We start from the raw sequence: 18,313 nt of genomic DNA on the forward strand, positions 1-18,313 counted from the left end.
CCGTACCCTTCCGGTTCGACCATGTGCGCAACTCCCCGGGGAACGCCCATTTCTTTCCGATAAGGCGTCAATTGCGACGGGGTGAGCGATCACCCTTTCGTGTGCTTTTCACCAAAGACCTCAAGGGAGTTGGAGGCGAGGCCGACAAAGGATGCGTGACTACCCTTGCGCACACCATGATGACCGCCGCCCGTTCCGCCGACTCCGGCCTCGCGAACCCGGGCGAACTCGACCGCTACCCGTACGCCGAGGCGGCCGCCGCCGACCGCGTCGGGGTGCCCGCCTGGGAAGGCGTGGAGCCCGAGCTGGGACGCGTGGGCCGGCGCACCGGGGGCAGCCGAGGGCGTGGACTGCACGGGCAACTCGTTCAGCAGCTCGGCCAGATGATCGTCTCGGGCGACCTGGGGGCCGACCGTCCCCTGGTGCCCGAGGAGATCGGTCAGCGTTTCGAGGTCTCCCGCACCGTCGTCCGTGAATCGCTCCGTGTCCTGGAGGCCAAGGGCCTGGTCAGCGCCCGCCCGAACGTCGGTACGCGGGTGCGCCCCGTCAGCGACTGGAACCTCCTCGACCCCGACATCATCGAATGGCGCGCCTTCGGCCCGCAGCGTGACGACCAGCGCCGTGAGCTCAGTGAGCTGCGCTGGACCATCGAGCCGCTCGCCGCGCGCCTCGCCGCCGGGCACGGGCGCGAGGATGTGCAGCGGCGGCTGTGCGACATGGTCGGGATCATGGGCAATGCCATGGGGCAGGGTGATGCGCTCACCTTCTCCCGCGCCGACGCCGAGTTCCACACGCTCCTCATCCAGGTCGCCGGCAACCGCATGCTGGGGCACCTCTCGGGGATCGTGTCCGCCGCCCTCCACGTCTCCGGCGGACCGGTCACGGGCTGTGACCGGCCGAACGACGCCTCGCTGGCGCAGCACGGCCGGATCGTCGACGCCCTGGGGGCCGGTGACGGCGCCGCGGCCGAGACGGCCATGCGGCAGCTCCTGACCGTCCACCCCGAGGTGGACCGCGTGGTGCCCGCCCCGCGCGAGCACTGAGCACGCACCCCCCGACACGGCGCGCGCCGGCCACACCCGCCAGCCCCTCCTCTGGCCGTGGCCGGCCGGCTCGCCGCCGCCGCGGGCCCCGCGGGATCTCCGGACCCCGCGGGGTCCGACGGTGTGATGATGAACCGCTTGACGCTCCAGGCCCGGTCGAACCGGAACGATTGACGACCCTCTTTGTTCGCGTGTGACCGGTTTTGAGTGCTTACGGGGTGTGACTCGGGCCACGCGGATTGGGCGTAACGCTCGTGGGAACAACGCGATGACCTAAGAGGTGACAGCCGCGGAGGGAATACGGACGCCGTTCACGGCGCTGTGCATCTCCCCGGCCCCCGCCCGCGCCGTCGGCCCATCCCCAAGCCGGCGGTCGGCCCCTGTCCTCCCCGGACGGGGCCGGAAGCCGTTTTCCAACGTTCCGAGAGGTTGTTCGTGTCGGCCAGCACATCCCGTACGCTCCCGCCGGAGATCGCCGAATCCGTCTCTGTCATGGCGCTCATCGAGCGGGGAAAGGCTGAGGGGCAGATCGCCGGCGATGACGTGCGTCGGGCCTTCGAAGCTGACCAGATTCCGGCCACTCAGTGGAAGAACGTACTGCGCAGCCTCAACCAGATCCTCGAGGAAGAGGGTGTGACGCTGATGGTCAGTGCCGCAGAGCCCAAGCGCACCCGAAAGAGCGTCGCAGCGAAGAGTCCCGCCAAGCGCACCGCCACCAAGACGGTCGCGGCGAAGCCGGTGACCAGCAGGAAGGCCGCCCCCGCCACACCGGCGGCTCCTGCCGCTGACCCCGCGGCCGAGGAAGAGGCGTCGGCCGGGAAGCCGGCGGCCAAGAAGACCACCGCCAAGAAGGCGGCGACGAAGAAGGCGACCGTCAAGAAGACGGCGGCCAAGAAGACCAGCGCCAAGAAGGACGACGGCGAGCTTCTCGAGGACGAGGCGATCGAGGAGCCGAAGGCGGCGACCGAGGAGCCCGAGGGCACCGAGAACGCGGGCTTCGTGCTGTCCGACGAGGACGAGGACGACGCTCCCGCCCAGCAGGTCGCCGCGGCCGGCGCCACCGCCGACCCGGTCAAGGACTACCTCAAGCAGATCGGCAAGGTCCCCCTGCTCAACGCCGAGCAGGAGGTCGAGCTCGCCAAGCGCATCGAGGCGGGCCTCTTCGCCGAGGACAAGCTGGCGAACTCCGACAAGCTCGCGCCCAAGCTCAAGCGTGAGCTGGAGATCATCGCCGAGGACGGCCGCCGAGCCAAGAACCACCTCCTGGAGGCCAACCTCCGCCTGGTGGTCTCCCTGGCCAAGCGCTACACCGGCCGCGGCATGCTCTTCCTGGACCTCATCCAGGAGGGCAACCTCGGTCTGATCCGCGCGGTCGAGAAGTTCGACTACACCAAGGGCTACAAGTTCTCCACGTATGCCACCTGGTGGATCCGTCAGGCGATCACGCGAGCGATGGCCGACCAGGCCCGCACCATCCGCATCCCGGTGCACATGGTCGAGGTCATCAACAAGCTCGCGCGCGTGCAGCGCCAGATGCTCCAGGACCTGGGCCGCGAGCCCACCCCGGAGGAGCTGGCCAAGGAACTCGACATGACCCCCGAGAAGGTCATCGAGGTCCAGAAGTACGGCCGTGAGCCCATCTCGCTGCACACCCCGCTGGGCGAGGACGGCGACAGCGAGTTCGGTGACCTCATCGAGGACTCCGAGGCCGTCGTTCCGGCCGACGCCGTCTCCTTCACGCTCCTCCAGGAGCAGCTGCACTCCGTGCTGGACACCCTTTCCGAGCGCGAGGCGGGTGTCGTCTCCATGCGGTTCGGTCTCACCGATGGTCAGCCTAAGACCCTCGACGAGATCGGCAAGGTGTACGGCGTCACGCGCGAGCGCATCCGCCAGATCGAGTCCAAGACCATGTCGAAGCTGCGTCACCCGTCGCGCTCCCAGGTGCTGCGCGACTACCTCGACTAGTAACGGCCGTACGTCCCGCGAGAGCGGGCGTACGACCGGCAAGGCCCGGTTCCCCCATGGGGGAACCGGGCCTTCGTGCTGACCAGCGGGTGCGAGGTCCGACGAGGTGGATCACCCTGGGTGTTCCCTGTACACCTCTCCGTGAGGAGTCCGTATGCGTCGCCTCTTTGCCCGGGTACTCGCGCGGCCGCTCGTCCTGGCGGCCGTGGCGACGGCGATACCGCTGGCGTCCGCCGCCTCCGCCTCCGCTCCCGCCGCCACCGACGGCATCGTCGTCGGTGGGTTTCCGGTCGACGTGTCCGACAGCCCGTGGACCGTGGCCCTGTCCAGTCGTGCCCGGTTCGGAGGCACGCGGGCGGGACAGTTCTGCGGGGGAGTGGCCGTCGGCCGGACCACCGTGCTCACGGCGGCCCACTGCCTCGGTGAGGAGGTCCTGGGATCCCCGCCCGAACAGGTAGGTGACCTCAAGGTCATCGCGGGGCGCACGGACCTGCTGTCGGACGAGGGGGAGGAGATTCCCGTGCGTGACGTCTGGGTCAACCCGGCGCACGACGACATCAGCAATGCCGGTGACTTCGCCGTTCTCACCCTCTCCGAGGCTCTTCCCGCCGGCTCGGTCATCGCCATGGCGGCCGAGGGCGACACGGCGTACGGACCGGGGACCGGAGCGCTCGTCTACGGGTGGGGGGACACCTCGGGTGCCGGGGACTACGCCAGCGGCCTGCGGGCGTCACGCGTGCGCGTACTGTCCGACGCCCTCTGTGAACGGGCGTATCCGGGGGGTGGCGACGGAAGGTACCTGCCGGGCACCATGCTGTGCGCCGGGGTGGAAGCCGGCGGGCGCGACGCCTGCCAGGGGGACAGCGGAGGACCGCTCGTCGCCCGGGGGAGACTCATCGGACTCGTGTCCTGGGGGAACGGCTGCGGGCGCCCCGGCAATCCCGGGGTGTACACGCGGATCTCCGCCGCTCTGCGGGCGCTGGGCTGGGACAGGGCCCCGCACCAGCGCAAGGCCGCCTGACGCGCCCTGAGGGCTCACCGGACACGAGCACGGGCGGCCACCTCCGTGTCGGAGGTGGCCGCCCGTTCGTCCGGCCTGTGCCGGTTCGCTCGTCGGTCGGCGCGCAGCCTCAGCGGTCTTCCTCGGGGGAAGACGCGGGAACGGCCGTCAGCCGCTCCGTCTCGTCCTGTATCTCAGCGGCGATCTTCTTGAGTTCCGGCTCGAACTTGCGACCGTGGTGGGCGCAGAAGAGCAGTTCTCCGCCGCTCAGCAGGACGACGCGCAGGTATGCCTGGGCGCCGCAGCGGTCGCAGCGATCAGCGGCCGTCAGCGGGCTCGCGGAAGTCAGAACAGTAGTCACGTCGCCTCTTCTCTAGCTCGACGAGCTGTCGTACCAGGGTCAACATCCAACCAGCCCCAAAACGTTCCCGCTCGTGGCTTTTCCTCGAAAAAATTTCTTCCGAGTGGCCGGCTGTTGCCGGTTGGCGGCGAATGTGCCGTATTGCGTGTCTCTGTGTCGTACGGGTTCGCGCGGTCGGTCAGTGGATCGGTCCCGCCGGCTGGGTTGCCGGTTTGTTCATGAGGACGTGCCCGGAGCCTAAATGGTTCATGCCTCGAAGGGAACGTGATGTGTACTTCACCCCATCGAGGGATCGAACAAGTATGCGACCGTGGACTAGGGTGAGTTTTCCGCGAGGGTGGCGTTACACCGGCTCTACCAGGCCTCTGTACCCTCTGACCGGTGAACCGAGCCGCGCCCTTACCCAGCGGGGCCCCATCTGAAATTCAGCGAGGAGCGAACCGCGTGACCGCCGAGACGTCCGTGCCGTCCACTGCGCTGCTGGCAGGAGCAGACCGGGACGGATCCAACTACACCGCGCGGCACCTGCTCGTCCTCGAGGGGCTCGAGGCCGTGCGCAAGCGTCCGGGCATGTACATCGGATCGACCGACAGCCGTGGTCTGATGCACTGCCTCTGGGAGATCATCGACAACTCCGTCGACGAGGCTCTCGGGGGTCACTGCGACCACATCGAGGTGATCCTCCACGACGACGCGTCGGTGGAGGTCCGGGACAACGGCCGCGGCATCCCGGTCGACGTCGAGCCCAAGACCGGCCTGTCCGGCGTCGAGGTCGTCATGACCAAGCTGCACGCCGGCGGCAAGTTCGGCGGCGGCTCGTACGCCGCCTCGGGTGGCCTGCACGGCGTCGGCGCGTCCGTGGTGAACGCCCTGTCCGCCCGCCTCGACATCGAGGTCGACCGTGACGGGAACACCCACGCCATCAGCTTCCGGCGCGGAGTCCCGGGCGCGTTCGCGGGGGCGGGCCCCGACGCCAAGTTCGAGGCCAAGAGCGGACTGCGCAAGGCCAAGAAGATCCCCAAGAGCCGCGCCGGCACGCGCGTGCGGTACTGGGCCGACCGGCAGATCTTCCTCAAGGACGCCAAGCTCTCCCTGGAGACGCTGCACCAGCGCGCCCGCCAGACCGCGTTCCTGGTGCCCGGACTGACCATCGTCGTCCGCGACGAGTTCGGCCTCGGCGACGGCGGCAGCAAGGGCGAGGAGTCCTTCCGCTTCGACGGCGGCATCAGCGAGTTCTGCGAGTTCCTGGCCAGTGACCGGCCCGTCTGCGACGTCCTCCGCTTCAGCGGGCAGGGCAGCTTCAAGGAGACCGTCCCGGTCCTGGACGAGTACGGGCAGATGACGCCCACCGAGGTCACCCGCGACCTGGGGGTCGACGTCGCGCTGCGCTGGGGCACCGGGTACGACACCACGCTCCGGTCGTTCGTCAACATCATCGCCACGCCCAAGGGCGGCACCCACGTCGCCGGCTTCGAGCAGGCCGTCGCCAAGACGATGAACGAGGTGCTGCGGGCCAAGAAGCTCCTGCGCGTCGCCGAGGACGACATCGTCAAGGACGACGCCCTGGAGGGCCTGACGGCGGTCGTCACGGTCCGCCTCGCCGAGCCGCAGTTCGAGGGGCAGACCAAGGAGGTCCTCGGCACCTCGGCGGCCCGCCGCATCGTGAACAACGTGATCAGCAAGGAACTCAAGGCGTTCCTGACCTCGACCAAGCGCGACGCCGCCCAGCAGGCCCGGGTGGTCATGGAGAAGGCCGTCGCCGCGGCCCGCACCCGCATCGCCGCCCGCCAGCACAAGGACGCCCAGCGCCGCAAGACGGCCCTGGAGTCCTCCTCGCTGCCCGCGAAGCTCGCCGACTGCCGCAGCGACGACGTCGACCGCAGCGAGCTGTTCATCGTGGAGGGCGACTCCGCGCTGGGTACGGCGAAGCTCGCCCGGAACTCCGAGTTCCAGGCCCTGCTGCCGATCCGCGGCAAGATCCTCAACGTTCAGAAGTCGTCCGTCACGGACATGCTGAAGAACGCCGAGTGCGGCGCGATCATCCAGGTCATAGGAGCCGGATCGGGCCGTACCTTCGACATCGACACGGCCCGTTACGGCAAGATCATCATGATGACCGACGCCGATGTGGACGGCTCCCACATCCGGACGCTGCTCCTGACCCTGTTCCACCGCTACATGCGGCCCATGGTCGAGGCCGGCCGGGTCTTCGCCGCGGTGCCGCCCCTGCACCGCATCGAACTCACCCAGCCGAAGAAGGGCCAGGACAAGTACGTCTACACGTACTCGGACCGCGAACTGCGCGACAAGCTCATGGAGTTCCAGACCAAGGGCATCCGGTACAAGGACTCCATCCAGCGCTACAAGGGCCTCGGCGAGATGGACGCCGACCAGCTGGCCGAGACCACCATGGACCCGCGCCGCCGTACCCTGCGCCGGATCAACCTCACCGATCTCGAATCCGCGGAGAACGTCTTCGATCTGCTGATGGGCAACGACGTCGCTCCCCGCAAGGAGTTCATCTCCAACTCGGCCGCGACGCTCGACCGGTCGCGCATCGACGCCTAGCCGTACCCCCCGGCCCCGGCCCCGGCCCCGTCTCCTGGACGGGCCCGGGGCCGGGCCGTCTGCCGTTCGTGGGTGCCGTTGCCGTGCACGGCCCGGTGGATGGGAAGCCCGCTCGCCGCGGCCGCCCCGACCTCCCTCCACCCGCAGGTGGAGCCCGGTGCCTGCCGAGGCTCCACCCGTGATCCACCCGGGCGCCGATCCCGTGACCGCGCGGGGTGCGTAGCGTCGAAGGCGTCGGTGGTGGCCGCCACCGGCACCGTCCTTCGCCCCTCCAGGAGGCCGTGATGCCCGGGCTCGTCGACGCGTTGATGATCGTGGCTGTGGCCGGTCTCGTCGTCCTCCGCCAGTTCCGCGCGCAACGGATCGACACAGACACGCGTTGGTGGGTCGCGCCCGTGGTCCTGGGCGTCTTGGCCCTGCGGCAGCCGGGCGTGATCGACGCCGACCACCGGCCGGCGTCGGTCCTGCTGCTCGCCGCGGAACTGTGCATCGGTGCCGCCACCGGAGTCGGCTGGGCCTGGACCACCCGCATATGGGTGGCGGCGGACGGTGGCGTGTGGGGCAGAGGAAGCCGGGCGAGCATCGCCGTGTGGATCGCCGGCATCGCGCTGCGTGCCGCGCTCTTCGCGGCCGGTGCGGCCCTGGGAGTGCGTCAGGACACGTCAGCCCTGCTCCTGGCGCTCGCGGCGACACTCCTCGCCCGTTCCGGCATCCTGGCGTGGCGCGCCCAGGCACCGGGCCGGGCCGCGGCGACCGGCGCCGCCCCCGGCGACTTGGCGCCCCGCCCCGCCCGGAAGGAGCCCGCATGACGGAGAACGTCTGGACGCGGTGGCCGTCCGAAGAAGCACTCGGGCACGTGGGGATCTCCGGCCGCCGCCGCTTGCTGACCTGGGCAGTTCGTGTGCTCGTGTTCGGCATGCTGCTGTGGGGCACGTTCACCCGCAGTCCCGTGCGGGGGTGGGGCGCGATCGCGGCGGTGGCCGCTGCCCTGGTGACCGCCGGTGCCGCGTGGGCCTTCACCCGGACCACGCTGGAGCACCGGCTGTGGCCGTCGATGGCGCTCGTGACGGCGATGCTGGGCGTGGCGGTCGTCTCCCAGGCCGCCGATTTCCGGATCCCCGCCCTGGTCATCTGGTGCGGCTGCGCCATCTCCGCGCTGGAACGGCTGCCCATCGCGGCGGCGCTCCCCGTGACCACGGTGGCCCTGGCCTCCTACGCGGCGTTCAACGACGACGAGTGGCTGTCCACAGCGGCCACGATGGCCGGACTGGCGCTCGCCGGATACGTGTTGCGGCTGGACGCCGAGGCACGCGGGAACGCACAGCGGCTGCTGGCGCAGGAGCGGGCGGCACGGGCCGCCGAGGCGGAGTCGGCGGCGCTCGCGGAACGGGCCCGCATCGCCCGGGAGATCCACGACGTGCTGGCGCACAGCCTCTCGGCACAGCTGGTGCACCTGGAAGCGGCCAGGCTGCTGATCGAGAGAGGCGCAGACCGGAAGGACATCCTCGAACGGGTGGTGGCGGCCCGGGGAATGGCCCGCGACGGACTCTCCGAGACCCGGCAGGCGCTGTCCGCCCTGCGCGGGGACCTGACGCCGCTGGAGGACCTCCTGGCCCAGCTCGTCAGCACGGCCGACGGCGCGGAGGTCACCGTTACAGGTGATCGCAGACCGCTGCCGGCCGAGGCGTCGCAGGCGGTGCGCAGGGTCGCCCAGGAGGCACTGACGAACGTCCGCAAGCACGCTCCCGGCGCCAGGGTCCGGGTGCGGCTGGAGTACAGCGCCCATGAGGTGACGCTGGACGTGCGGGACTCGGGAGGACCGCCGGGCGAACTGACCGGTGTCGGAGGTGGGTACGGTCTTCTGGGCATGCGGGAGCGTGCCGAGCTGCTGGGCGGCTCGCTGCGGGCAGGTCCGGGCGAGGAGGGGTTCGTGGTGACGTTGAAGGTGCCCGTATGACGGAGGAGGTCCGGGAGAAGCCGGCGAGGGTGCTGGTCGTGGACGATCAGACCGTCGTGCGGGAGGGGATCGTCATGCTCCTCGGACTGCTGCCGGGAGTCGAGGTCGTCGGTGCCGCGGGGGACGGCGAGGAGGCGGTGCGGCTGGTCGCCGAACTGGCACCGGACGTGGTGCTGATGGACCTGAGGATGCCCCGCTGCGACGGCGTCGAGGCGACCCGGAGGATCCGCGCCGAGCATCCGGGTACACAGGTCGTCGTCCTCACCACCTTCGGGGACGACGAGTCGCTCTTCCCCGCCCTGAGGGCGGGGGCCCGCGGCTATCTCACCAAGGACGCGGGCGGGGACGAGATCGTCCGGGCGGTGCACAGCGTGCTGTCCGGGGACGCCGGTCTCTCGCCGGCCGTCCAACGACGCCTCCTGGAGCGTCTGTCGGAGCCGGAACCGCGACAGGCGGCCCCGGCGCAGGCGCCGGACGGACTCACCGCCCGGGAGACCGAAGTGCTGGTCCTCATCGCCGAAGGGCTCAGCAACCAGGAGATCGCGCGGAGACTGCACGTCTCCACGGCGACGGTGAAGACCCACATCAACAACCTGTTCGCCAAGACAGGCGTCAAGGATCGCGCCCAGGCGGTGCGTTACGCCTACGGGAGGGGGATCGTGCGGCCACCAGCGGGGTGAGTCACCTGATGGGGTGAAGCGCGTGGGGAAGAAGAGTCAGGGAACTTCCCGTTCTGTCCATCCTTGGGCATGCAGTCAAGCAACGATCGCCTCCGCGCCGCCGGGTACGGTCCCGACGTCGCGGCCGACCACCGCGAGGGCCGGGACCTGGCCGGCGCCGAGGAGGCCCCGAGCCCGCGATACGACGACCCTTGGTACGACGCCCTGGCCTCGGGCTGGGGCGAGTCGGCGGACTCGGGAGTCTCCGTGGCGGCGGTGCCCCCGACGCGTCCGGAAGCGCCGGGACAGGCTCCTCGGGGCGCGGCCGAGGTGTACCTGGAGGTGCAGCGCAGCGCCGCCTTCCAGGAGGTCCGCGGCCGGTACCGCAGGTTCGTGGTGCCGGCGGTCGCCGCCTTCTTCGTGTGGTACGTCGCCTATGTGGTGGCCGCCACGGCGGCGCCCGGACTGATGGCCCGTCCGGTGGCCGGAGCGGTGAACGTGGCGATGCTTGCGGGGCTCGGACAGTTCCTCACGACCTTCCTGCTCACCTGGGCCTACGCCCGGCACGCTCGGCTGCGCCGGGACCGGGCCGCGCTCGAACTGCGCTGGGACACCCAGGAACTGACCCGTGGAGTCCGGGGCGGTGCCTCATGACGGGCGACCACCAGACGTGGGCGCTGCTGCTGTTCAGTACCTTCGTCGCCGTCACCCTGGGAATCACGACATGGGTGAGCCGTCACCGGCAGGGATCGGCGGAGGAGTTCTACGCGGGAGGCCGTCTCTTCTCCCCGATGGAGAACGGGTTCGCCATCGCGGGCGACTACATGTCCGCCGCTTCGTTCCTCGGCATCTCCGGACTCATCGCGCTGTACGGCTACGACGGCATGCTGTACTCGGTGGGCTTTCTGGTCGCCTGGCTCGTCGTGCTGTTCCTGGTCGCCGAACTCGTGCGCAACTGCGGCAGGTTCACCCTCGCGGACGTAGTGGCCGCGCGCATGAGGGAACGGCCGGTGCGGATCGCGGCCGGCACCTCCTCGGTCACCGTGTCCGTCCTGTACCTCGTGGCGCAGATGGTGGGCGCGGGCAGCCTGGTCGCGCTGCTGCTCGGCGGCACGGGCGACGCGGCGCGGACCTGGACCGTCATCGGCGTCGGAGCGCTCATGGTGATCTATGTGTCACTGGGCGGGATGCGGGCCACCACCTGGATCCAGATCGTGAAAGCGGTCCTGCTGCTCGGCGGCACCGTGGCGCTGACCGCGCTCGTCCTGGTGCGCTTCCACGGCGACGTCGACCGGCTGCTGCGCACGGCGGCCGGGCGCAGCGGCCACGGCGAGGCGTTCCTGGCGCCCGGACTGGTGTACGGCGGGGACTGGACCTCCCGCCTCGACTTCATCAGCCTCGGACTCGCCCTGGTACTGGGCACGGCCGGACTGCCGCACATCCTGTCCCGCTTCTACACCGTGCCCACCGCCCGCGCCGCGCGCCGGTCGGTGGTCTGGTCGATCGGCCTCATCGGCGGCTTCTACCTGATGACGATCGTGCTCGGCTTCGGAGCCGCCGCCGTCGTCGGCCCGGATGCCGTACGCGCGTCGAACGCGGCGGGCAACACCGCGGTGCCGTTGCTGGCGCTCGACCTCGGCGGCGGCGCGGACTCCACCGGGGGGACGGTCCTGTTCGCGGTCGTGGCCGCCGTCGCCTTCGCCACCATCCTCGCGGTGGTCGCCGGAATCACCCTCGCCTCCTCGGCCTCCGTGGCACACGACCTGTACGCGTCACTGCGGCGCCGCGGTGCCGGGCGCCGCAGCGAGGTCGCCGTGGCACGCGTCGCCGCCGTCGGGATCGGGGCCGTCGCGATCGCTCTCGGTCTGCTCGCCCGCGACCTCAACGTCGCCTTCCTGGTGGGGCTCGCCTTCGCCGTCGCGGCGTCGGCCAACCTGCCGGTGCTGCTCTACGCACTGTTCTGGCGCCGCTTCACCACACGCGGTGCCGTGTGGGCGGTCTACGGCGGGCTGATCCCGGCCGTGGTGCTCGTGCTGGTGTCGCCGGTGGTGTCGGGCGGCCCGCGGTCGCTGTTCCCGGGCGCCGACTTCCAGTTCTTCCCGCTGCAGAACCCCGGCCTCGTCTCGATCCCCCTGGGCTTCGTCGCGGGCTGGCTCGGCACGGTCACCTCGACGGAGGTCCCCGACGAGGCCCGGCACGCCGAGACGGAGGTGCGGTCGCTGACGGGGGCGGGGGCCGTGTAGGACGAGGACGGCCGCAGCCCACCGACGGGCCCGCGCGGCGGCTCAGGCCCGGGTGGCCCACTCGTAACGGTGTTCCGGACGGCCCGCGTCGCCGTACTTCAGGGTCAGCCTGGCCCGTCCCGTGCGCTCCAGGAGCTTCAGATAGCGCTGGGCGGTCTGGCGGCTCACCCCGGTCCGTTCCGCGATCTCCTGGGCGGACAGCGGCCCGCCGGCGTTCATCAGGCACTGGCGCACCGCCTCGGCGGTGGTGGGGGAGTGCCCCTTGGGAAGCCCCGGCTCCGACGGTGCCGACAGGGCGCCGAAGATGCGGTCCACCTGGGCCTGCTCGGCCTCACCACCGCCGTCGAGGGTCCGGCGCAGCTCCGCGTACGCCTCCAGCTTGGCGCGCAGACCCGCGAAGGCGAACGGCTTCACGAGGTACTGCAGGGCACCCTGGCGCATCGCCGCCTGCACGGTCGCCACGTCCCGCGCCGCCGTCACCATGATCACGTCGGTCTGGTGACCGCGTCGCCGCATCTCCTGGACGACCTCCAGGCCGGTCCGGTCGGGCAGGTAGTGGTCCAGCAGGATCAGGTCCAGGCGCGGCAGGCTCTCCACGCGCTGCAGCGCCTCCGCCGCGCTGTGCGCCTCGCCGGCCACGTGGAAGCCCGGCACCTTCGCGACGTAGGCGGCGTTGACCCGCGCGACCCGCGTGTCGTCGTCCACGACCAGGACCTCGATCATCGGGACTCCTCCTCGGCGACGGTGTTCACGGGGGCGGCGCTGTCGGGCGCGGGACACACGGGGGCGGTGAGTGCGGGCTCCGGTTCCGCGCCGGTCAGTGCCTCGGGCAGGACGACGACGAACTCCGCGCCTCCACCGTGCGCCGCGCGGACGGTGGCACCGCCCCCCTGCCGCTCCGCGAGCCTGCGCACCAGGGACAGCCCGATGCCGCGCCGGCGGTGCGCGGGCGGTTCCTTGGTGGACCATCCCTCCGTGAACACCAGCTCGCGGTGTTCGGGGGGCACGCCGGGCCCCGTGTCGCGGACCGTGAGCGTGACGGCACGGCCCTCCGCGCGCAGCTCGACCTCCACGCGCGCGTGCGGTGTGCCCGCCACGGCGTCCAGCGCGTTGTCGACCAGGTTGCCGACGACCGTGACGAGCCCCCTCGGGTCGACCAGGCGGTCCGGCAGCCGGGTCCGGTCCGACACCCACAGGGCGACCTGACGCTCGGCCGCGACGGTCGCCTTGCCGACCAGCAGGGCGGCGAGCAGCGGGTCCCCGATGCGTTCGGTGATCTGCTCCGCGGTGGCGCGGTGGTCGCCGACCACCTCGCCGACGAACTCCACGGCGTCGTCGTACATCTCCAGTTCCAGCAGCCCCAGCAGCGTGTGCATGCGGTTGGCGTGCTCGTGGTCCTGCGCGCGCAGGGCGTCGATCAGACCGCGCGTCGAGTCGAGCTCCCGGCCGAGCTGCTCCAGCTCGGTGCGGTCGCGCAGGGTGGCGACGGCGCCGCCGTCGTCGGTGGGCATCCGGTTGGCGACCAGGACCCGCTGGCCGCGCACGGTCAGCAGGTCGGTGCCGGCCACCCGTCCGGCCAGGACATCGGCGGTACGGCCCGCGCCTAGCGCCTCGTCGGGGCGGCGTCCGACGGCCTCCGGGCCGATGCCCAGCAGGCGCTGCGCCTCGTCGTTCAGGAGCCGGACCCGGCCGCCGCGGTCCAGGGCGACGACGCCCTCCCGGATGCCGTGCAGCATGGCCTCACGCTCGGCGAGCAGTCCCGCGATGTCCGAGAAGGCCAGGTCCCGGGTCTGCCGCTGGACCCGGCGCGCGATGAGCCAGGCGGCCAGCGCGCCGACGGCCAGGGCACCTCCGGCGTAGGCGAGCAGCCCGGGAATGGCGTGGATCAGCCGGGCCCGGACGCTGTCGTACGCGATGCCCACCGAGACCGCCCCGACGATGTCACCGTCGCTGTCGCGCAGGGGGACCTTGCCGCGGGCGGAACGGCCCAGGGTGCCGTCGTCGATCTCCATGACCTCACGGCCGGCCAGGGCCTGCCCGGGGTCGGTGGACACGACCGAGCCGATCCGCGCGGGGTCGGTGTGCGACCAGCGCACCCCCTGCCGGTCCATCACGACGACGTACTCGGCGCTGGTCGCCTCACGGATCCGCTCCGTCTCCCGCTGCACCGGGCCGCCGGGCGTCGGCGGGGTGCCGCGCAGGTCCCGGACGATCTGCGGCTGCTGCGCGGTGGTCTGCGCGATCGCGAGGGCCCGGCGCATGGCCTGGTCGTCCAGCTGATCACCGAGGGGGGCCAGGAACAGCCCGGTCGCGAGCACCGCGACTCCCGCGGCGATCGCCAGCTGCATCAGCAGCACCTGGGAGAACACCCGCCGTGGCAGGCCGAGGCGCAGGCGGCGAACGGGGGGAGTGGAGCTCATACCCATGACGGTACGTGGGGGCCGCGCTGTGCCGGAGGCGGGTGTGGTGCGGATCTCGCTTACGGGGGCCTCGCGACGCCTTCCCGGTGAAGCGCGCGGCCGACGGTCGCGGCGTTCCGGCGCCGGCCTCAGCTCGCCAGCGCCGTCACCGTCAGCTCACGGACCGCGGTGACCTCCATCCGGGCGGGCGAGCCGAGCACCGAGGTCCCACAGCTCTCCGGGCGGGCCGGCAGCGACGCCCCCTGGGTGACGGTGACCCGCCAGTGCCGTCCGTCGGCGTGGGCCACGGTCACGTCCCAGCGCGGGGCGCAGCCGTCGGTGCGGACGATGCCCAGCACCTGCGCCGCGTCCTCGCCCAGTGCCGAGCGCACGGCCAGTTCGGCCGCCTGGCCGGGCCGGTCCCACGCCGAGTTCCCGCGGCAGTTGTCCACGACGATCCGGCCGTCCCGGACGCCGTGGAGGATGTCCCGGACGTCGTCGGCCCGGACCCTGCCGTACGCGTATCCGTACGGCAGGACGAGCATCGTCGGCGAGAAACGGTGCCCGCCGAGGTGGGTGACCTCCCAGACGCCCTCGACCCCGGAGGCGGCGAGCTCGGCGGCCAGGGGACGGCCGAGGAGGGCGCAGCAGCGGTCACGCTTGCCGTTGGTGCAGACGAGGACGAGCGGATCGCCGGTGTGGGGACCGCCCGTGAGCACCGTGTCGAAGGAGCGGCGGTCGCCCCTGCCGAGCGCGGCGAAGTCGAGGTCGAGCAGCCGGCGGGGGTCCGACACCACGGCACCGTGCACCCACGCGTTTCCCGGCGCGGTGTGGGCCACGTACACCCGGCGGTCCGCGGGGGTGTGGCGGTCCGCGTGGCGGCCGGGGCGGCGGATGAGCGCGATGCGTACGCCGGTCCCCTTCGCCGCCGCCTCCAGGGCACGGCCCAGCGCGGGATCCAGGTGGCTCGAAGTGAGCGCCTTCGCACCCCAGGGGCCTGGCTGCTCCAGCAGCAGCCAGGTCCTCGCGACCGGTGCCGTCCCCGAGACGGGCTCGTCGAGGTCCCGGGAAACGGTTGAGCACGTACTCACAGAGGTGAGCCTAACCTGAGTTGGCTCGCGATGACTTCCAGCCGCGCTCGGGAGCTACTCCGGCAGGGGTTGCGGCGGCCTCGGACCCGAGTACAGACCGCTGGGGCGCATGCGCAGCGGGCGCTCCCCGTACTCCTCCAGCGCGTGCGCGATCCAGCCCGCCGTACGGGCCACCGCGAAGATGGTCTCGCTGGCGGTGACGGGCATGCCGGACGAGGCGGTGAACACGGCCAGGGCCAGGTCGACGTTGGCGTGCAGGGGGGTGTGGCGGGCGGTGGTGGCCACCACGTCGCGGGCCGCGGCGAGGGTGGGCGCGGCCCCGGGGATGTCCTCCAGAAGGGTGAACAGGGCACGCGCGCGCGGGTCCTCGCCGGGGTAGAGCCGGTGGCCCAGTCCCGGGATCCGGCGGCCGGCCCGCAGCTCCTCCGCGATCACCGGTGCCGCGCTGCCCTGGTCGAGCACCTCGAGCAGCATCCGGTGGGCGAGCCCGCCGGCCGCGCCGTGCAACGGGCCCTCGATCACGCCGAGCCCGGCGGACACGGCCGCGTACGCGTGCGCCCGCGCGGACGCGGCGACCCGCACGGCGAGGGTGGAGGCGGCCAGGTCGTGGTCGACGAGCAGGGAGAGTGCGGTGTCGAGGACGCGCAGCGACGCCTCGTCGGCGGGGCGCCCGCTCAGCCGCGTCCACAGACGGCGGGCGAGCGGGCCCTCGTCCTCGTGCTCGTGCAGCACGGGGGGCAGCGCGGCGACCAGGGTGGGAATGAGGACGCGGGCGGTGCCCAGGACGGCGTCCTCGGACAGGTCGAAGCGCAGTGGGTCCGCGGCCGCGGCGGCGATGGCCGCGACGCGCAGCCGGTCGGTGGGGCCGGCGTGTTCCGGCAGGGCGTCGACGGCCCGGCGGGCGACCGTCACCGGCTCCTGAGGCGCGGTGAAGGAGACGCCGTGGCGCAGTCGTCCCGTCCACAGCCACTCGGCGACCTCCTCGTAGCTGTGGCGCGAGGCGAGGTCCACCGCGTCGACGCCCCGGTAGTAGTACCGGTCCTTCTCGATGAGCGTGATCCGGGTCCGGACGGCCAGTTCCTGTCCGGAGCCCTGGGCCGCGCCGCTCTCGCGCCGGTTGCGGCGGGCGAGCCGCTGCACCTCCTCGGCGTCGAAGGTGCTGCCCCGGCCGCCGGGTGCGCGTCGGCTGCTGAGCTGGCCGCGGCTGACGTACGCGTACACGGTCTCGGGCTTGACGCCCAGAAGCTCGGCGGCCTCCCGGGTGGTCAGGCGCCGCTCGGTGCCGGCGGAGTGGCCGGGTTCTTGATCGTGCATGGGGGTCACCGTATCGATCCTCGGGGCTGGCTCGTCTCGGAATATTGATTCAATCAATATTGACAGGTAGACAGTCAAGTATGGACAGTGACATGGAGTCTAGGGAGGCAAACATGTCTGTCAACGTGCCGCGAGGGCTCGCGGGAGTCGTGGTCACCGAGACCGAGGTCGGTGACGTCAGGGGCCTCGAGGGCTTCTACCACTACCGGCAGTACTCGGCCGTCGAACTGGCGCGGACGCGCGGCTTCGAGGACGTCTGGCACCTCCTTGTCAACGGCGAACTGCCGGACACGCGGCGCGGCGCCGCCTTCGCCGCCGAGACCGCGGCGCTGCGGCGGCTGCCCGGCGAGGTGAGGGCAGCGCTGCCCGCCATCGCGGCGGCCGGCGGACGCTCCGGCCCGCTGGCCGGGATGCGCACGGCGCTGTCGCTGCTGGGCGCGGCCGAGGGTTTCCGGCCGGTGTACGACCTGGACGCCGGCCGGCGTCGCCAGGACACCCTCGTGGCCGCCGCGGCCGTACCGACGCTGCTCACCGCGCTGCACCGGCTCGGGCGGGGACTCGAGCCCGTGGAGCCGCGCGAGGACCTGCCGTACGCGGCGAACTACCTGTACATGCTGACCGGTGCGGAGCCGGACGAGCGGCGCACGCGGGCGGTCGAGCAGTACTTGATCTCCACCATTGATCACGGGTTCAACGCGTCAACGTTCACCGCGCGGGTCATCGCCTCGACGGGTGCGGACGTGGCGGCCTGCCTCGCCGGGGCGGTGGCGGCACTGTCCGGGCCGCTGCACGGCGGGGCACCGAGCCGGGCGCTGGACACCCTGGACGCGATCGGCACGCCCGAGCGCATCGACCCCTGGATCCGGGAGCGGGTGCTCGCCGGCGACCGCATCATGGGTTTCGGCCACGCCGTCTACCGCACGGAGGACCCCCGTTCGCGGCTGCTCCGCGAGGTGGCGCAGGGGTTCGGCGGCCCCCGCGTGGAGTTCGCGGTCGAGGTCGAGCGACAGGTGGAGGCCATCCTCGCGGAACTGAAGCCCGGCCGGGAACTGCACACGAACGTCGAGTTCTACGCGGGCGTGGTCATGGAGCTGTGCGGGCTGCCGCGCGAGATGTTCACCCCGACGTTCGCGGCGGCACGGGTGGTGGGCTGGAGCGCGAACATCCTGGAACAGGCGGGGGACTCGAAGATCATCCGGCCTGCGGCGCGGTACGTGGGGCCGCCGGCGCCCGTGGGCGTGCCCGCGGCGGCCTGAGGAACACGAGTGGCCTGGTGCCGTTCGGGCGCCAGGCCTGGTCGGGAAGCGTCGAGCAAAGACGGGGTACCGCGCTGCTCGCCGGGTGGGGGTCCGGCGCGGGCGACGGTGGGTGCGGCCGGAGACGTGGGCGACGACGTCAGGCGTCGGGGATGTCGGCCTTGGCGCGGATCAGCGTTTCCCGGCTCACGACGACGATGCGTTCGTAGTCGGCGCGGGCGGCGTCGGCGGGCAGCTCCCGCTCCAGCGCCTCGGTGGCCTCGGTGCCGATGACGGCGAAGTTGCCGTCGCTCAACTCGAACACGTCGGGGCAGTTGGCGCCCGACGCGCTGCCGCGGGCACTCGGAGGCACACCGATACGGCGCACGATCTTCAAGGGGTACCGGTCCTTACAGAGACTGGGCACACAGGTCGGCAGTACGTTACTGGTGGTGCGGGGACACACGCGGATACACGC

The 18,313-nt window shown here is 71.8% G+C and carries 16 protein-coding genes; 10 read left to right on the plus strand and 6 right to left on the minus strand.

Features of this window, described 5'->3' with window-relative positions; all coding sequences use genetic code 11:
* The first annotated feature begins 155 nt into the window (after positions 1 to 155).
* From ACGF3H_RS14050 to ACGF3H_RS14060, 3 genes are all read left to right on the plus strand, one after another.
* Positions 156 to 1,043, plus strand: coding sequence for an FCD domain-containing protein (locus ACGF3H_RS14050; RefSeq protein ID WP_362490695.1), 888 nt, complete (start codon positions 156 to 158; stop codon positions 1,041 to 1,043).
* A 435-nt stretch (positions 1,044 to 1,478) separates the two neighbouring features.
* Positions 1,479 to 3,008: an RNA polymerase sigma factor gene (locus ACGF3H_RS14055; RefSeq protein ID WP_362490699.1), complete on the plus strand. Its 1,530-nt coding sequence runs from the start codon at positions 1,479 to 1,481 to the stop codon at positions 3,006 to 3,008.
* A 154-nt stretch (positions 3,009 to 3,162) separates the two neighbouring features.
* The gene (locus ACGF3H_RS14060; RefSeq protein WP_362490701.1) at positions 3,163 to 4,029 is read left to right on the plus strand and encodes a serine protease; all 867 of its coding nucleotides are present in this window, start codon (positions 3,163 to 3,165) and stop codon (positions 4,027 to 4,029) included.
* A gap of 109 nt (positions 4,030 to 4,138) precedes the next feature.
* Here ACGF3H_RS14060 and ACGF3H_RS14065 read toward each other — a convergent pair whose 3' ends face one another.
* Positions 4,139 to 4,369, minus strand: a complete 231-nt coding sequence (locus tag ACGF3H_RS14065; protein ID WP_161167239.1) for a hypothetical protein — start codon at positions 4,367 to 4,369, stop codon at positions 4,139 to 4,141.
* 444 nt (positions 4,370 to 4,813) lie between these two features.
* Here ACGF3H_RS14065 and ACGF3H_RS14070 point away from each other — a divergent pair, with 444 nt between their 5' ends.
* The 6 genes from ACGF3H_RS14070 (at position 4,814) to ACGF3H_RS14095 (ending at position 11,796) form a co-directional block, all read left to right on the plus strand.
* Complete coding sequence (locus tag ACGF3H_RS14070) at positions 4,814 to 6,937, plus strand: DNA topoisomerase IV subunit B (RefSeq protein WP_362490704.1); 2,124 nt, start codon at positions 4,814 to 4,816, stop codon at positions 6,935 to 6,937.
* Between the two features lie 284 nt (positions 6,938 to 7,221).
* Complete coding sequence (locus tag ACGF3H_RS14075; protein WP_362490706.1) at positions 7,222 to 7,746, plus strand: DUF1453 domain-containing protein; 525 nt, start codon at positions 7,222 to 7,224, stop codon at positions 7,744 to 7,746.
* Complete coding sequence (locus ACGF3H_RS14080) at positions 7,743 to 8,894, plus strand: histidine kinase (RefSeq protein ID WP_362490709.1); 1,152 nt, start codon at positions 7,743 to 7,745, stop codon at positions 8,892 to 8,894. The genes ACGF3H_RS14075 and ACGF3H_RS14080 overlap by 4 nt, the downstream gene beginning before the upstream one ends.
* Positions 8,891 to 9,574, plus strand: coding sequence for a response regulator transcription factor (locus ACGF3H_RS14085; RefSeq protein ID WP_362490711.1), 684 nt, complete (start codon positions 8,891 to 8,893; stop codon positions 9,572 to 9,574). Before ACGF3H_RS14080 ends, ACGF3H_RS14085 begins: the two co-directional genes overlap by 4 nt.
* A 69-nt stretch (positions 9,575 to 9,643) precedes the next feature.
* Positions 9,644 to 10,207, plus strand: a complete 564-nt coding sequence (locus ACGF3H_RS14090) for a DUF485 domain-containing protein (RefSeq protein ID WP_362490713.1) — start codon at positions 9,644 to 9,646, stop codon at positions 10,205 to 10,207.
* Positions 10,204 to 11,796 (plus strand): cation acetate symporter, encoded by a 1,593-nt coding sequence (locus ACGF3H_RS14095; protein ID WP_362490715.1) that lies wholly within the window; start codon positions 10,204 to 10,206, stop codon positions 11,794 to 11,796. Before ACGF3H_RS14090 ends, ACGF3H_RS14095 begins: the two co-directional genes overlap by 4 nt.
* 42 nt (positions 11,797 to 11,838) lie before the next feature.
* On the opposite strand, the gene ACGF3H_RS14100 is transcribed toward ACGF3H_RS14095, so the two are convergent.
* The 4 genes from ACGF3H_RS14100 to ACGF3H_RS14115 all read right to left on the minus strand — a co-directional run bounded on the left by ACGF3H_RS14100 (position 11,839) and on the right by ACGF3H_RS14115 (position 16,600).
* Positions 11,839 to 12,519 (minus strand): response regulator, encoded by a 681-nt coding sequence (locus tag ACGF3H_RS14100; RefSeq protein WP_362490718.1) that lies wholly within the window; start codon positions 12,517 to 12,519, stop codon positions 11,839 to 11,841.
* A complete protein-coding gene (locus ACGF3H_RS14105; RefSeq protein ID WP_362490720.1) occupies positions 12,516 to 14,216 on the minus strand; it encodes a sensor histidine kinase in 1,701 nt (566 codons plus the stop codon). The genes ACGF3H_RS14100 and ACGF3H_RS14105 overlap by 4 nt, the downstream gene beginning before the upstream one ends.
* A gap of 128 nt (positions 14,217 to 14,344) precedes the next feature.
* A complete protein-coding gene (locus ACGF3H_RS14110) occupies positions 14,345 to 15,286 on the minus strand; it encodes a sucrase ferredoxin (protein WP_362490722.1) in 942 nt (313 codons plus the stop codon).
* A gap of 54 nt (positions 15,287 to 15,340) precedes the next feature.
* Complete coding sequence (locus ACGF3H_RS14115; protein ID WP_362490725.1) at positions 15,341 to 16,600, minus strand: citrate synthase; 1,260 nt, start codon at positions 16,598 to 16,600, stop codon at positions 15,341 to 15,343.
* A 113-nt stretch (positions 16,601 to 16,713) separates the two neighbouring features.
* On the opposite strand from ACGF3H_RS14115, the gene ACGF3H_RS14120 reads away from it, so the two are divergent.
* Positions 16,714 to 17,856 (plus strand): citrate synthase/methylcitrate synthase, encoded by a 1,143-nt coding sequence (locus ACGF3H_RS14120; protein ID WP_362490728.1) that lies wholly within the window; start codon positions 16,714 to 16,716, stop codon positions 17,854 to 17,856.
* Between the two features lie 139 nt (positions 17,857 to 17,995).
* On the opposite strand, the gene ACGF3H_RS14125 is transcribed toward ACGF3H_RS14120, so the two are convergent.
* Positions 17,996 to 18,232, minus strand: a complete 237-nt coding sequence (locus ACGF3H_RS14125) for a hypothetical protein (RefSeq protein ID WP_029393384.1) — start codon at positions 18,230 to 18,232, stop codon at positions 17,996 to 17,998.
* Positions 18,233 to 18,313 lie beyond the last annotated feature (81 nt).

The sequence above is a fragment of the Streptomyces sp. NPDC048185 genome (assembly GCF_043202495.1).
GTDB lineage: Bacteria > Actinomycetota > Actinomycetes > Streptomycetales > Streptomycetaceae > Streptomyces.

Excerpts from the sequence above, each read along its gene's own strand:
- ACGF3H_RS14060 (WP_362490701.1), top strand. The coding sequence starts at position 3,163 with ATGCGTCGCCTCTTTGCCCGGGTACTCGCGCGGCCGCTCGTCCTGGCG.
- ACGF3H_RS14080 (WP_362490709.1), top strand. The coding sequence starts at position 7,743 with ATGACGGAGAACGTCTGGACGCGGTGGCCGTCCGAAGAAGCACTCGGG.
- ACGF3H_RS14085 (WP_362490711.1), top strand. The coding sequence starts at position 8,891 with ATGACGGAGGAGGTCCGGGAGAAGCCGGCGAGGGTGCTGGTCGTGGAC.
- ACGF3H_RS14105 (WP_362490720.1), bottom strand. The coding sequence starts at position 14,216 with ATGAGCTCCACTCCCCCCGTTCGCCGCCTGCGCCTCGGCCTGCCACGG.
- ACGF3H_RS14120 (WP_362490728.1), top strand. The coding sequence starts at position 16,714 with ATGTCTGTCAACGTGCCGCGAGGGCTCGCGGGAGTCGTGGTCACCGAG.
- ACGF3H_RS14100 (WP_362490718.1), bottom strand. The coding sequence starts at position 12,519 with ATGATCGAGGTCCTGGTCGTGGACGACGACACGCGGGTCGCGCGGGTC.
- ACGF3H_RS14115 (WP_362490725.1), bottom strand. The coding sequence starts at position 16,600 with ATGCACGATCAAGAACCCGGCCACTCCGCCGGCACCGAGCGGCGCCTG.
- ACGF3H_RS14090 (WP_362490713.1), top strand. The coding sequence starts at position 9,644 with ATGCAGTCAAGCAACGATCGCCTCCGCGCCGCCGGGTACGGTCCCGAC.
- ACGF3H_RS14095 (WP_362490715.1), top strand. The coding sequence starts at position 10,204 with ATGACGGGCGACCACCAGACGTGGGCGCTGCTGCTGTTCAGTACCTTC.
- ACGF3H_RS14075 (WP_362490706.1), top strand. The coding sequence starts at position 7,222 with ATGCCCGGGCTCGTCGACGCGTTGATGATCGTGGCTGTGGCCGGTCTC.